The following is a 14004-nucleotide window of genomic DNA, read 5'->3' as shown; positions in this document are numbered from 1 at the left end:
CAGCGGGGTCACAGGGCCGAGGCGTACAGGGCCAGCTCGGCGTCGAGGGCGCGGGTGATCGAGCCGACCTGCCGGAACACGTGCCCCTCCCCGGGGAACCGCAGGTAGGTGTGGGGCGCCCCGGCGTCGGTCAGCGCGGCGACGAACCGTTCGGCCGGCGCGAGCGGGCAGACGGTGTCCTCCTCTCCCTGGAGCAGCAGCAGCGGCCCGGCGAGGCGGGCGGCGCGGTGGACGGGCGCGCGGTCGGCGTAGGTGGCCCGGGCGGCCGGCAGCGGCCCGATCAGGCCGTGCAGGTAGTGCGACTCCAGGTCGTGGGTCTCCCCCTCGGCCCACGCCAGCGGGTCCAGCACGGGGAAGTACGCGGCCCCGCAGCGGAACGTGTCGACGCTGGTCAGCGCCGCGCAGGTGGTCCAGCCGCCGGCCGAGCCGCCGCGCAGGGCGACCCGGTCGCCGTCGACCGTCCCCTCCGCGGCGAGCGCTCGGGCGACGGCCGCGCAGTCGGCCACGTCGACGACGCCCCAGCCGCCGCGCAGCCGGTCCCGCCAGGCCCGCCCGAAGCCGGTGGAGCCGCCGTAGTCGACCAGCGCGACCGCGTACCCGCGGCTGGTGAACAGGAGCGTCTCGGGGTCGAGGGCGTCGGTGACCCGCCCGGTGGGGCCGCCGTGGGCGACGACGAGCATCGGCGGCCGGTGTCCCGGGTCGGCGGCGACGGCGGGGTTGCGGGGCGGGTAGACGACGGCGTGCACCTCACCGCCGGGCACCGGGAACCGGCGGTGCTCCCCGGCGGGCAGCCAGCCCGGGCCGGGGGTGCGGTAGCGGTCGCCGGTCACCGCGTCGGCCCGCCCGGTCGCGGTGTCGACGCGGACCAGGGCGGGCTGCCGGTCGGGTGAGGCGGCCATCGCGGCCACCGTCGTGCCGGCGGCGCTGACGGGCCCCCACACCGTGTACGGCAGGTCCAGCTCGTCGAGGACGCCCCGGGCCGGGTCGAGCACCGCGAGCCGGGTGCCGTGCCGGGCCGCCCCGTCTCCGTCCGGTCGCGGGGCGGCCGGGTCGGGTCGCCGGGCCCCGGCTGCGTACCAGCCGGTGACGGCCAGGGCGATCCGGCCGTCGGCCAGCGGCGCGGCCCACGTCTGCCCGGGCCGCCACAGCGCGCCGCCGGCCTCGCGGTCGCCGCGCCACAGCGGCCGGCGGTCGCCGTCCAGCCCGATGGCGTACGGGTTCCACCAGCCGTCGGGGTCGGTGAGCGCCAGCAGGGTGCCCGCGTCGAGCCACTCGGCCTGGCAGACCGCCTCGGCGTCCCCGCCGGCCAGCACCCGGTGCTCGCCGAGCCGCCCGTCGACGATCGGGGCGACCCGCAGCCGGGCCGCGTCCCACGGCATGTCGGGGTGGTCCCAGCCGAGCCAGGCGGCGTGCCGGCCGTCCGGGGCGACCCGCAGGCCGGCGAGGAACCGGTGGCCGCCGCCGCCCAGCACCCGGGGCTCGGCGTCGCCGTGGCCGGTCAGCGGCACCGCGACGAGGTCGCGGAGCACGTCGGTGGTGCGGGGGCCGGTGCGCCGCTCCCGCACGCACCACACCTCGTCGCCGACGACGGTGCCCTCGGCGTACCGGTGACGGCCGCCCGACGGCGGGGTGAGCGGGCGCGGCGGCGCCGCGGCGGGGCCGGCGGTCGCCAGGTACAGCCGCTGGTCGGTGTCGCGGGAGACGACGGCCGCGTCGGCGGAGACGACGGTGAACGGTCGGCCGCCGTACTCCTGGAAGCGGCTGCGGGCGCTGAACCCGGCGGGGACGGCGTCGGCGACGCCGGTCGCGGCGGTCCACCGGCACAGCACGGCCCGGCCGCCCTCGGCGGGGCGCAGGTCGGTGAACCAGACGGTGTCGCCGTGGGCGACCACCCACTGCTCGATCAGCCAGCGGGGCTCCCCGCCGGCCGCCGCCGCGTCCTGCGGGCGGAACGGCGAGGGCCACTCGCCGGGCGGCGGCGTGCCGGTGGCGGCGGGCGCGCAGATGGAGGGCGGGGTGGTGACCGGGGCGCCGGTGGCGGCGGAGTACGCCTCGGCCGCCGTGGGGGCGGTCACCGGGTCGCCCCGGCGGTCACGACGGGTCCCCGCGACGGGGCGGGGCCGGCGGCGACCAGCCGGATCGGGGCGCACCCCGCCGGGTCGACCACGGGCTCCCCGTCGACGCCGGCCCGCACGGCGACGCCGCGACCGGCCACGGCGGCGGCCACGGCGGCGGGCGAGTCGACGGCGAGGGCGACGGCGCACAGGCCGGGGCCGAGCCGGTCGAGGTGGGCGGCGACCGGGTCGCCGGCGCAGACGGGTCCGACAGAACCGGCGGGGGTGGCAGAACCGGCGGGGGCGAGCAGCCGCAGCACCCGCCCGTCGGGCAGCGTCCACGTCGCGGACCGGTCGCCGAGGGCGGGCGGGCCGCCGAACAGGACGGCGTACTCGGCCGCGGCGGCGGGCAGGTCGGTGACGGCGATGTCCACCCCGGCCACGCCGTGCACGCCGCCGCGGCGCAGCTCGGCCGGGTCGGGGTCCGCCTCGGGCCACGGGTCGAGGTACTCGATGAGCGACGGCAGCCGGCCGGTGCGGAACTCCTCCCCGTGCGCGCCGACCCGCCAGCGGCGACGCCGGCCGTCGGGGCGCACCGACACGCCGTCCAGGGGCGGGGAGACCGGCACGCCCCGGCCGGCCAGGGCGGCGCAGGTCGTCGGCAGGTCCTCGGCGGCCAGGACGGCGGACACCCAGCCGCCGCCGGCGTCGCTCACCCCGGTCATCCGCCGGCTCGCCGGCCGGCCCGCCGCCTCGGCGCGGTCCACGACGGTGATCAGTTCGAGGTAGCTGCCGGCGAACCGGAGGACCGCGTTGGTCGTACCCCAGCCGGGGTGACGGCTGCCGGGGCGCGACGGCCGGTCGAAGCAGGCGGTGAACGCGGCCCGGGCCGCGTCGAGGTCGGGTACGGCGAGCATGACGTGGTCGACGCCGGTGATGGGCATGGGTCGCTCCAGGCTGGTCGGCCGGCCGTGGGCCGGCAGGGGTGGGTACGACGGACCCGGGGCGGCCGCGCCGCCGGCGCGGCGCGCCCGCCCCGGGCGGTCACTCCAGGAACTCGGTCAGGTCGTCGGCCTCGCCCAGCTCGGCGAGCAGCCGCGCGGCGGCGGCCACCCCCTCGCCCTGCTCCGGGTCGTCGAGCAGGGTGGCGGCCACCTCGGCCACCGTCGGGCCGGTGAACACGGCCCGCAGCGGCAGCTCGCCGCCGGTCAGCTCCCGGATCCGGGACACCAGCTGGGTGGCGATGACGGAGTTGCCGCCGAGGGCGAAGAAGTGGTCGTGCCGGCCGACCCGGTCGACGCCGAGCAGCTCGGCCCACACCTCGGCGAGCAGCTGCTCGACCGGCCCCTCGGGGGCGGTGAAGTCCTGCTCGTCGTCGCGGCCGACGGTCGCCTCGGTCAGCGCCCGCCGGTCCACCTTGCCGTTGCCGGTCAGCGGCAGCCGCTCCAGCACGGTCAGGGCGCCCGGCACCATGTACCGGGGCAGCTTCGCGCCGACGTGGGCCAGCACGTCCGCCGGCTCCGGCGGCGCGTCCGGCCGCGCCGGGGTCACGTACGCGACCAGCCGCAGCGTCTGCGGGGTGGCCCCGGCGGCCACGGCGACCGCCCGGTCCACCGCCGGATGCTCGGCCAGCGCCGCCTCGACCTCGCCCAGCTCGATCCGGTGGCCCTGGATCTTCACCTGGAAGTCGGTGCGGCCGAGGATCTCGATGCTGCCGTCGGGCAGGTAGCGGCCGAGGTCCCCGGAGGCGTACCTGCGCTCCCCGGTGGCCGGGTCCCGGAGGAACTGGGCGTCGGTGCGCTCCGGGTCGCGCCAGTAGCCGCGCGCCAGGCCGACCTCGCTGGCGATGTGGATCTCCCCGGGCACCCACACGGGACGGTGGTCGCCACGGGCGTCCAGCACGTGGTAGCGCTGATTGCTCATCGGCCGCCCGTACGGGATGCTCGGCCAGGCCGGGTCGACCTCGCCGATCGGGTTGATCACCGACCACACGCAGGTCTCCGTCGGCCCGCCGGAGCCGATCACCCGGATGCCCGGTGCGACGGCGCGCACCCGGTCGGGCAGGGTCAGCGGGATCCAGTCGCCGGCCAGCACGGTCAGCGCCAGCGGGGCCAGGGTCTCCCCGGTGCCCTCGACGTGGCTGACCAGGATCTCCAGCAGGGCCGGCACCGAGTTCCAGAAGGTGACCCCGTGCCGGCGGACCAGCTCGGCCCACTGCTGCGGGTCGGGGTTCGGCGTCGGCGTGGGCACGACCACCGTGCCGCCGGCCGCCACGATGCCGAACACGTCGTAGACGGACAGGTCGAAGTGCAGGCCGGACACGGCCAGGCACCGGTCGTCCGGGCCGACGCCGAAGCGGCGGTTGACGTCGCAGATGGTGTTCGCCGCGCCCCGATGGTCGACCATCACCCCCTTCGGCTTCCCCGTGGAGCCGGAGGTGTAGATGACGTACGCCAGGTCGGTGACCGCCTGGACGGGGGCGAGCGGGGTGGGGTCGATGTCGTCGAAGTCGGCGTCGACGCGCAGCCGGCGCACCCCGTCGGGCCACTCGACGCCCGGGTCGACGGCGGCCTGGGTGAGCACGGTGGACACCTCGCCGTCGCGCAGCAGGTGGTGCAGCCGCTCGGTGGGCACCTGCGCGTCGATCGGCAGGTACGCCGCCCCGGCGGCGAGCACGCCGTGCGCGGCGACGATCTGCTCCCAGCCCTTCTCCATCACGACGGCGACCAGCTCGTTCGGCCGGGCCCCGCCGTCGCGCAGCAGCCGCCCGACCTGGTTGACCCGCCGGTCCAGCTCCCGGTAGGTGAGCACGGTGTCGCCGCAGATCACCGCCGGGGCGTCGGGGCGGGCGGCGGCGTGCGCGGCGACCGGTGCGTGCAGCAGCGTGTCCGGCACCGGCGCGTCGGTGCGGTTGACCTCCCGCCGCACGGCGAGCTGGTGCTCGGGCACCAGCGCGAACCGCTCGCTGCGCCAGCTGCCCGGCTCGGCGACGAGCCGGTCCAGCAGCCGGCAGTACGCGCCGAACATGTCCGCGAGCATCCCGGCGGGGAACACCTCGTCGATGGTGTCCCAGCTGAAGTGCAGCGCCCCGGCCACCTCGGAGACCTGGAAGTCCAGCGTCACCTGCGGGGTCTGGGTGCTGGTGTGGCTGGCCTCGCCGAGGGCGGTGGTGAAGTGCCGGGGCGGCTGCCCCAGCAGGCTGGTCACCACGACCGGGAACGCGGCCCGCACCTGACCGCGCTGGCGTCGGGCCAGCTCCCGCATCACCCGTACGCCGCCGAAGTGGCGGTGCTCCAGGTCCTCGAAGAGCTGCTGCTGCAGGGAGCGGGCCCGGTCGGCGAACGTGCCGTCGACCTTCTCCACGGCCAGCAGGCTGGTGGTGGTGAAGTCGCCGATCAGCTTGTCCACGTCGGGGTGCAGCGGCAACCGGTTGAACAGCGGGAAGTTGATCGTGAACCGGTCGTTGCCGCTCCACGCCCGCAGCACCTCGGCGAACGCGGCGACGACGACGCCCGACGGGGTGGCCCCGACGGCGTGCGCCCGCTCCTTCAGCGTCGCCCAGGCGGCCGGGTCGAGCCGGTGCTCCCGGCGGGTGAACCGCACGTCGGTCACCTCGGCCGCCCCGGCGGCGCGGGGCAGCTCCGGCGCGGCCGGCAGGCCCCGCTCGATCCGGTCCAGCCAGTACCGCTTCGACCGCTGGTACGCCTCGGACCGCTCCAGCGCCACCTCGGCGGCGAGCACGTAGTCGCGGAAGGACAACCCCGGCTCGGGCAGCTCGGCCGCCGGGTCCTCGTAGCACGTGACCAGGTCGGGCACCAGGATCTGGAAGTAGCTCCAGGCGTCGATGATGAGCAGGTCCAGGCTGAGGTGGATCAGCCCCCGCCCGTCGGGCAGCAGGGTGAGCCGCACGTCCCACAGCGGGAACGTGTCCGCCGGGGCGACGTGGTGGGACAGGTGCTCGCGCAGCTCGGCCACCGCCCGGTCGGCGTCGGCCGGGTCACGGTCGCGCAGGTCCAGCACCGGGATCTCGTACGCCGGCGGGTCGGCCAGCACCCGCTGGGTGCCGTCGGGGCGGATCACCGCGCGCAGCATGTCGTGCCGTTGCAGCACCCGCGCCCACGCCGCCCGGAGCCGGTCGACGTCCAGGTCGCCGCTGCACCACTCCCAGTAGCCGTGGCAGCCGACGCTGCCCAGCTCGACGGCGTCGCTGCGGCCGATCCAGTACGCCTGCTGCGTGTCGGTGAGCGGGAACGGCTCGTACCGGTCGTCGGGGTGGTGGGCCATCGGCGGCAGGTCGCCGAACGGTTCGCCGTCGTATCCGTCGTCGCCGTCGTGTCCGTCGTCGGTCGGCTGGTCGACCCGGGCGGCCTCGATCAGCGCCGCCGCGCGGGCCACCGAGGCGACCCGGTCGGGCGCGAGGTCGACCCCGTACCGGCTGGCGGCCAGGGCGGACACCGCCTGGCGGAGCCGCTGCGGCGTGGCCGCGCCGGTCAGGTCGTCCTCGACACCGATCCGCTCCACGCCGAGCACCTCCGCGCACAGGTCGGCGAGATCGCGTTCCAGCTCGCTGCGCGGCGCCACGTACGGGGCGTCGCTGACCGGGGCGGGCGGGGCCGGCAGGGCGGCCCGGTCCAGCTTGCCGTTGGGCAGGCAGGGCAGGCCGGCGAGCCGCACGATCGCGCCCGGCAGCAGGTGCGACGGGAGCCGGTTGGCCAGCCCCTCGCGCAGCTCCCGGGTGGAGAACGCGGCCTCGTCGGCGGGCACGACGTACGCGACGAGCTGGCCTCGCCCGTCCCGGCCGGGGCGGGCCAGCACGGCCGCCTCCCGGACCGTCCCGGCGGCGGTCAGCGCGGCCTCCACCTCGGTGAGGGTCACCCGGCGGCCGGCGACGCGGACCACGGCGTCGGCCCGGCCGAGGATCTCCACGGTGCCGTCGGGCCGGTAGCGGGCCAGGTCGCCGGTGCGGTACAGCACCGGCTCCGGCTCCTCCGGCAGCGGGTTGCGCACGAACGCCTCGGCGTCGCACTCGGGGCGGGCCAGGTAGCCGGCGGCCAGGCCGGCGCCGGCCACGTACAGCTCGCCGGCCACGCCGGCGGGCACGGGCTCGCGGTGCCGGTCCAGCACGTACAGCCGCACGTTGGCGATGGGGCGGCCGGCGCTGGGCAGCCGGACGGCCCGCTCGTCCTCGGCGACGCCGCGGGAGGTGCACCGCACCCCGGAGCCCCGGTCGTAGCAGCTGGTGGCCGCGCCGACCTCGGTGGCCCCGTAGCAGGCGACCACCTCGAACGGCAGCGCCGGGCTCGGCCAGTGGCGCAGCGGCTCGCCGACCGCGACGAGGAACCGCAGCGCGGACCGGTCCGGCCAGAACAGCCCGGCGAGGCGCTCGGCCAGCCGGTTGAGCACCAGGGCGTGGGTGACGCCCCGGGCCACCAGCCAGTCCCGCAGCCGGGTGGGGCTGGCCGTGGTGCGCGCGTCGGCGATGGTGATCTCCGCGCCGCAGGCGAGGAACGGCATCCACTCCAGCAGGCCGATGCCGAAGCCCGGCGCGGAGACCCAGCTGGCCCGGTCCTCGGGTCCCACCCCGTACGCCCGGCACGTCCAGTTGGCCAGGTTGACCAGGGTGCGGTGGCGCTGCCGGACGGCCTTCGGCGCGCCCGTGGAGCCGGAGGTGTAGGCGATCTGGCACACCGCGTCGGGCCCCGGGGCGGCCACCTCCGGGGCGGTCGCCTCCCGGGCGTCGATGTCGGCGGCGTCGCGGTCCAGGCACACGGCCCGCCGGGCCACCTGGCCGGGCAGGTCGTCGAGGAGGCCGTCGAGGGTGACCACGACGTCGGGGCGGGTCTCGGCGAGCATCAGCTCGATGCGGCTGCCCGGCTGCCCGGGGTCGAGCAGCACCACCGCTGCGGCGGCGCGGTGCGCGGCCAGGGTGGCGACCACGGCGGCGGTGCCGCGCTCCAGGTAGAGCCCGACCCGGCCGCCGTCGGGCAGGCCGGTGGCGCGCAGGTGCCGGGCGAGCCGGTTCGCCGCCGCGTCGAGCTGGGCGAAGCTGAGGCGTACGCCCCGGTCGCGCACGGCCGGCGCGTCCGGTCGGCGGGCCGCCAGGTCGGCGACCCGGTCGGCCCAGGGCCGCTCGTCGGTGAAGTCGACGCGGGTGTCGTTCCAGTCGACGAGCATCCGGCGGCGTTCGGCGGCGGGCAGCAGGGTGGCCCGGGACACCGGGCGGTCGGGGGCGGCCACCAGGGAGCCGAGCAGGGTCGCCAGGTGGTCGGCGAGCCGGCCGGCGGTGGCGGCGGTGAACAGCGTCGCGTCGTAGTGCAGGCTCGGCGCGCCGTCCGGGCCGAGCGCCAGGGTCAGGTCCGCGCCCGGCCAGATCCGGCCCGGACCGCCCGCGGCGGCGGGGTGGAAGCCGACCGGGAACGGGGCCGCGGCGCCGGGCACGTCGTCGGGCCGGACCAGCCGGCCCACCTCGGCCAGCGGCAGGGGCGGCAGCCGGTTGGCGTTGGCCTCGGCGGACTCGACCTGCCGGATGAGGGCCCGGTAGCTCGCGCCGACCGGGACGCGCACCCGACGGGCCGTCGCCTCCGTGTCGCCGGCGGGCATCCCCACGACCATGTCGGTCTCGGCGCCGTAGCGGACCAGCAGCGCGACGAGCGCCGCGAGCCAGCCGACCGGCGGTGTGACGTCGAGGTCGGCCAGCGCGGCGAGGGTACGCGGGGCGACCGGCACCGGCACCCGGGCGGGGGTGTACTCCCGCTCGGGTGGGCGTAGCCGGTCCAGCGGCAGCTCCACGGCGGCGGTGGCGCCGGCCAGGTGCTGTCGCCAAAGCTCGCGGGCCGACCCGGCCGCCGTCCCGGGCCGCTCGGTCCCCGGACGACCGGGGGACGTGTCGCCGATGGGCAGCGAAGTCGTCACCGTAACTCCTCTCTCGCCTCGCCGGCCGGGCCGGAAGGCGTGGGTGCACGCACCGGTGCGGATGATCCGGCCACGGTAGGCAGGGGCAGTTAGGCCCCGGTTACGCCCGCACGGTGTGCGCCCGCCTGCCGCCCCGGGGCCGGTTGACCTGGCCGGCTGCCGGGCCCCGGGCCGGCCACGTAACCGGCGGCGCACCCGGCGGGGGCACCCTGACGCACCGCGCGGGCAGGTGTCCCGCGCGGCGAACCGCGACCGCCCCGCGCGGCTGAGCGCGACCGCGCGGCGGCCCGGCGGAACCGAGGCGAAGGAGAAACCGATGGCTGACGGGACGAGACACGTGCGCCTGCCCGGCGCGGGCGTACGGCTGCACGCCGCGCGCTGGCCGGGGCCGGAGCACCGGCCACCCCTGGTGGTGCTGCACGGCATCTGGGAGTCGTGGCGCACGTTCGCCGACTGCGCCCGCCGCTGGGCCGCCGACCGCACCGTCTACTGCCTCGACCTGCGGGGACACGGCGACAGCGACCGCCCGTCGACCGGGTACCGGTTCGTCGACTACGCGGCGGACGTACGGGTGGCGCTGGCCGCGATCGGGCCGGAGGTGGACCTGCTGGGGCACTCCCTCGGCGCGGCGGTGGCGCTGCACGTCGCCGCCGGGACGACCGGCGGGGGCGACGCGGGCCGGCCGGCCCGGATCCGGCGGCTGGTGGCCGTGGAGCCGCCGGTGCTGCTGCCCGACGACTGGCCGCCCGTGCGCGCCGACATGGCCCGGTCCTGGCGGCTGGCCCGCCGGCCGCTGGACGAGATCGTCGCCGCGCTGCCGGCCACCGCGACCCGCACCCCGGGCTGGCGACGGATGATCGCCGAGTCCCTCGCGGGCACCGCCGACGGGGTGTTCCGGGCGATGGTGGACGCCGAGCAGGGCGAGGTCGACTGGGTCGGCCTGCTGCGGCGGATCGCCACCCCCACCCTCGCCGTGGCCGGCGACCCGGACGTCGCGGGCACGCTGCTGGCCGGCGACCGGATGGCGGCGTTCGGCGCGGGCCTGCCGTCGGCGCGGGTGGCGGTGCTGCCCGGCGCCGGACACCACGTCGAGATCGACCGTCCGGCCTGCTTTCACGCCCTCGTCGAGGAGTTCCTGTCCGTTCGCACGCAGACCACGTGAATCAGCCGTCCCCGCGGGGAGGCTGCCGAACCCCTCGGGGGAGCCCACGCCCGGGCGTGGTGGTGACCGCTTGTCGGCCTGACCTGCACAGGATGGGAGCCCGCAGCGAGGTCAGCAGTATCGGTACACGAACGCCGCCTTGTCGTTCGCGGCGTCCCCGACATAAGCGATCGCCCCAGGGTTGTAGTTGGTGAAAAGGTAGAAGTGGGAGATGTCGTGGTAGCTGATCGGGGTGGTGGTGCTGTTGTCAGCCGAGGACACGCGGCTGTTCCAGCCATAGTCCCCGAGATACTGCTGGCCGCAGTCCGAGAGCCTGCCTCGCGGGTAGCCGAAATTGATGTTCTCGTAGAAGCAGAACCACCCGGACGGACAGTCGGCGACGCCGAGGGCGACCTGCCCAGGCAGCGCGTAGGTCACCACGAACCTGCCGTTGTCATAGGAGACCTCGTTGCGGCTCACCCGCTTGCCCCCCGGGGCGATCGTCATCTGAAGTGCGATCTGTTCACGCAACTCCGCATCCGAGCGGGCCTGCCGGCTCAGCAGGGACGGCCTGTCCGTTGAGTTGGTCGACGCCGATGTTGCTGCCCGGGCAGGAGAAGGAGCCGCCGATGCAGGCGTCGCGGCGATGGCCGATGCGGCGGTGAGCGCCACCCCCATGGCCACGACGGTACGCACGACCCGTCCGAGGTGCATCCGCCCACTTCCTTCCTCACACGTTCGCGGCAGAGTCATTCCCCCTGGAGATCCCCGCACGAGGGCAGGCTGTGTCGTATCTCGCCCCACACCCCGCAACACGTAGCAGGAAATGGAAGACTATCTATAGATCACGAGGTGTTGAGGCAACTGTCGGCCAACTGTCAGCCGGCGCGCTCTGGCGTGTCGGGTGCTCAGCGACACCATGACGTCCAGCTCGCGTGAGAACTCGCGTGAGAAGGGGACCCTTCTCTACCGTAGGCGTTAACAGGGGGCCCCTCCTTGCAGGCCGATGTCCTCGGCGAGCGCGGCCAGGACCCCGGGGGCGGACCAGGGGAAGAAGTGGCCGCCGGGGAACAGCCGGTGCCGGGTCGGCCCCCGGGTATGCCGGGCCCACTCGGCGACCGCGTCCGGCGGCACCCCCTCGTCGGCGTCCCCGGCCCAGCTCGTGATCGCGCAGTCCAGCGGCGGGCCGGGCCGGTGCCGGTACGTCTCGGCGGCGGCGATGTCCGCGCGCAGCGTCGGCAGGCACAACTCGCGCAGCTCCGGGTGCTCCAGGGCCGCCGAGGGCGCCCCGCCGAGCGAGCGGACGGCGGCGACGAAGGCGTCGTCGTCGAGGGTGTGCATGCGCCGCCGGGGCGGATGGTGGGCGGCGGCGCGGCCGGAGAGCACCAGTGCCGCCGGTTCCCGCTCGCCGTGCGCGCGCAGGGCGCGGGCCAGCTCGTACGCCAGCAGCGCCCCGAGGCTGTGCCCGAAGAACGCCACCGGGGCGGGCGGCCCGGCGAGCTGCGGGGCGAGCGCCGCGCGCAGCTCGTCGACGAGGCCGGTCAGGTCGGTGCGGGCGGCCTCGTCGAGGCGGTGTTCCCGCCCCGGCAGGCAGACCGTCCACACCTCGACCGCGTCGGGCAGCCGGGCCGCCCACGGCTGGTACGCGGCCAACCCGCCCCCGGCGTACGGGAAGCAGTAGAGCCGGACCCGCGCGGTGGGCCGGCGCCGGGCGCAGGAGGCCCAGCCCCGGGGCGGCGCCATGGTCCTCACGCCTGCCCCGCGGTGGCGTAGCGGCGGGCGAACCAGCGGTCGTCGCGCTCGTTGGCGTGGTCGGTGGCGAGCGCGTCGCGGCCGGTCAGCTCGCGGTGCTCGGCGAGCAGCCGGGCCATCGCCACCATCCGGTGCAGCATCCGGTCGAGCATCTCCACGCCCTCGGTGTCGGCGAGCGCCTCGCCCCGGTGGTTGCCGTAGAGGATGGCCGGGAAGCCGCTCCCCACCATGATCATCCGGTTGAGCAGCACGTTGGCGACGAGCTGGTTGTAGACCTCGGTGTGGCTGTACCGGCGGCCGATCACCACCACCCCGCCGACCTTGTTGGTCAGGGGGCGCTGGAACCGCAGGTAGCCGACCCCGGCCCGCTCGATGAACGCCTGCATGGTGGTGGCCGGGCCGAAGCCGTGCACGGGCGCGGCCCAGATGATCCCGTCGGCCAGCGCCATCCGGTCGACGATCTCGGGCACGTCGTCACCGGTGACGACGCACGGCTCGCAGCGGGAGTTGCAGTCGCCGCAGGGGCCGCAGCCGGTCAGCTTCTTCTCGCCGAGGTTGATCACCTCCAGGTCGACGCCGTGGCCGGCCAGCAGCTCGGCGGCGTGGCCCAGCACCTCGCGGGTGTTGCCGTCGGTGCGCTCCGAGCCGTTGACGGCCACGAACCTCATCCGCTTGTGCATCTCGACTCTCCTTCCGTGGGGCGTGGGGTGGCGGCGGGCCGGCCGGGGTTCGACGTACGGGCCGGCCCGCCGCCCGGGGGCCGCTCAGCGGCCGGCGACGGTCAGCTCCCGCTGCGGGGCCGGGATCGGGTAGCCGGGGATGGGGTGGGCGGCGCAGAGCCGCGCCACCCGCTGCCGGGCCAACTCCCGCACGGCCGCCGGCAGGTGATACTCGCGGTCGGAGTACGGCTCGACGGCCGACAGCACCAGGTCGATCAGCTCGGCGCAGGCGACGGCCGCGTCGGTGCCCATGCCCCGGGCGGCGATGCTGTTGGTGCCCAGCCGCAGGCCGGCGGTGACCAGCGCCGGGGTGGTGTCCCGGGGCACCCGGTTCTTGTTGACGACGATGTGGCACTCCTCCAGCGCCAGCTCGGCCACCAGGCCGGTCATCCGGCGGGCGGACAGGTCGATCAGGACGATGTGGTTGTCGGTGCCGCCGGAGACCACCGCGTAGCCGAGGTCGGCCAGGGCCGCCGCCATCGCCCGGGCGTCGGCGACGATCCGCCGGGCGGTGGCCCGGAACTCGGGGCCGGTGGCGATGTCCAGGGCGCGGGCCTTCGCCGCGATGGCGTTGAGCACCGGGGCCCCCTGGAAGTACGGGAACACGGTGCGCTGGACGAACTGGGCGAGGGTCCCCTTGCCCCGGGGGGCGGGGGCGTCGGCGTCCCGGCCGGCGAGGATCAGCCCCCCGCGCGGGCCGTACAGCTGCTTGTGGGTGCAGGTGGTGGTCAGATGGGCGTGGTCGATCGGGCTGGGGTGCAGCCCGGCGACGACCAGCCCGGCGGTGTGCGAGATGTCGGCCAGCAGGTACGCGCCGACCCGGTCGGCGATGCGACGGAACCGGGCGAAGTCGATCTGCCGGGGGTACGCGGTCGCCCCGCACACGATCACCTTCGGCCGGTGCTCCCGGGCGAGGCGTTCCACCTCGGCGTAGTCGATGAGGCCGGCGTCGTCGAGGCCGTACCCGACGGCCCGGAAGTACCGGCCCGCGTACGCGGCGGGGCTGCCGTGGGTGAGATGGCCGCCCTTGTCGAGGGCCATGCCGAGCAGGGTGTCGCCGGGCTCCAGGAGGCTGGACAGCACCGCGTAGTTGGCGGTCGTCGCCGAGTGCGGCTGCACGTTGGCGTAGCGCGCGCCGAAGGCCCGCCGGGCCCGGTCGATGGCGAGCTGCTCGATGCCGTCGATCACCTCGCAGCCGGCGTGGTAGCGGCGGCCCGGGTAGCCCTCGGCGGTGACGTTGACGGCGGCGGACGCCTGGCTGGCCAGCACCGACGGGTCGACCGGGGAGCAGGACGCGACGAGGGACAGGGTGCCGGCCTGGCGCAGCTGCTCGCCGACGAGCACCTCGTGCAGCCGGGGGTCGGTGGTGGCGAGCTGGTGCAGCCCGGCGTCGAGCAGCTCGCCCATCGGGTCGGTGGTGGACATT

The 14004-nt window shown here is 76.5% G+C and carries 8 protein-coding genes; 1 reads left to right on the top strand and 7 read right to left on the bottom strand.

Features of this window, described 5'->3' with window-relative positions:
* Window positions 1-8 precede the first annotated feature (8 nt).
* From ACVMYR_RS24185 to ACVMYR_RS24175, 3 genes are all read right to left on the bottom strand, one after another.
* Window positions 9-2075 (bottom strand): prolyl oligopeptidase family serine peptidase, encoded by a 2067-nt coding sequence (locus tag ACVMYR_RS24185; protein ID WP_457122823.1) that lies wholly within the window; start codon window positions 2073-2075, stop codon window positions 9-11.
* Window positions 2072-2998, bottom strand: a complete 927-nt coding sequence (locus ACVMYR_RS24180; RefSeq protein ID WP_457122822.1) for a VOC family protein — start codon at window positions 2996-2998, stop codon at window positions 2072-2074. Before ACVMYR_RS24180 ends, ACVMYR_RS24185 begins: the two co-directional genes overlap by 4 nt.
* Window positions 2999-3098: 100 nt before the next feature.
* On the bottom strand, window positions 3099-8966 hold the full coding sequence (locus tag ACVMYR_RS24175) for an amino acid adenylation domain-containing protein (protein WP_457122821.1): 5868 nt from the start codon (window positions 8964-8966) through the stop codon (window positions 3099-3101).
* Between the two features lie 316 nt (window positions 8967-9282).
* Between ACVMYR_RS24175 and ACVMYR_RS24170 the strand changes: the two genes are divergently transcribed.
* Window positions 9283-10128 (top strand): alpha/beta fold hydrolase, encoded by an 846-nt coding sequence (locus ACVMYR_RS24170; RefSeq protein WP_431897111.1) that lies wholly within the window; start codon window positions 9283-9285, stop codon window positions 10126-10128.
* A 111-nt stretch (window positions 10129-10239) separates the two neighbouring features.
* Here ACVMYR_RS24170 and ACVMYR_RS24165 read toward each other — a convergent pair whose 3' ends face one another.
* From ACVMYR_RS24165 to ACVMYR_RS24150, 4 genes are all read right to left on the bottom strand, one after another.
* Window positions 10240-10785 carry a peptidase inhibitor family I36 protein gene (locus ACVMYR_RS24165; RefSeq protein ID WP_457122820.1) on the bottom strand — a complete coding sequence of 182 codons (546 nt, stop codon included), beginning with the start codon at window positions 10783-10785 and terminating at the stop codon, window positions 10240-10242.
* 300 nt (window positions 10786-11085) lie between these two features.
* A complete protein-coding gene (locus ACVMYR_RS24160) occupies window positions 11086-11850 on the bottom strand; it encodes a thioesterase II family protein (protein WP_457122859.1) in 765 nt (254 codons plus the stop codon).
* 5 nt (window positions 11851-11855) lie between these two features.
* Window positions 11856-12539 carry a flavodoxin family protein gene (locus ACVMYR_RS24155; RefSeq protein WP_396788560.1) on the bottom strand — a complete coding sequence of 228 codons (684 nt, stop codon included), beginning with the start codon at window positions 12537-12539 and terminating at the stop codon, window positions 11856-11858.
* Window positions 12540-12623: 84 nt separating this feature from the next.
* On the bottom strand, window positions 12624-14003 hold the full coding sequence (locus ACVMYR_RS24150; protein ID WP_082106724.1) for a serine hydroxymethyltransferase: 1380 nt from the start codon (window positions 14001-14003) through the stop codon (window positions 12624-12626).
* Window position 14004 lies beyond the last annotated feature (1 nt).

The sequence above is a fragment of the Micromonospora sp. PTRAS2 genome (assembly GCF_054052245.1).
Note: the sequence above shows the minus strand (reverse complement) of the source record. Positions and strands in the feature narration are given on the sequence as shown.

What these genes read in the sequence shown, in the direction of transcription:
- ACVMYR_RS24155 (WP_396788560.1), bottom strand. Translation starts at nt 12,539, where the DNA reads ATGCACAAGCGGATGAGGTTCGTGGCCGTCAACGGCTCGGAGCGCACC.
- ACVMYR_RS24180 (WP_457122822.1), bottom strand. Translation starts at nt 2,998, where the DNA reads ATGCCCATCACCGGCGTCGACCACGTCATGCTCGCCGTACCCGACCTC.
- ACVMYR_RS24170 (WP_431897111.1), top strand. Translation starts at nt 9,283, where the DNA reads ATGGCTGACGGGACGAGACACGTGCGCCTGCCCGGCGCGGGCGTACGG.
- ACVMYR_RS24150 (WP_082106724.1), bottom strand. Translation starts at nt 14,003, where the DNA reads ATGTCCACCACCGACCCGATGGGCGAGCTGCTCGACGCCGGGCTGCAC.
- ACVMYR_RS24160 (WP_457122859.1), bottom strand. Translation starts at nt 11,850, where the DNA reads ATGGCGCCGCCCCGGGGCTGGGCCTCCTGCGCCCGGCGCCGGCCCACC.
- ACVMYR_RS24165 (WP_457122820.1), bottom strand. Translation starts at nt 10,785, where the DNA reads ATGGGGGTGGCGCTCACCGCCGCATCGGCCATCGCCGCGACGCCTGCA.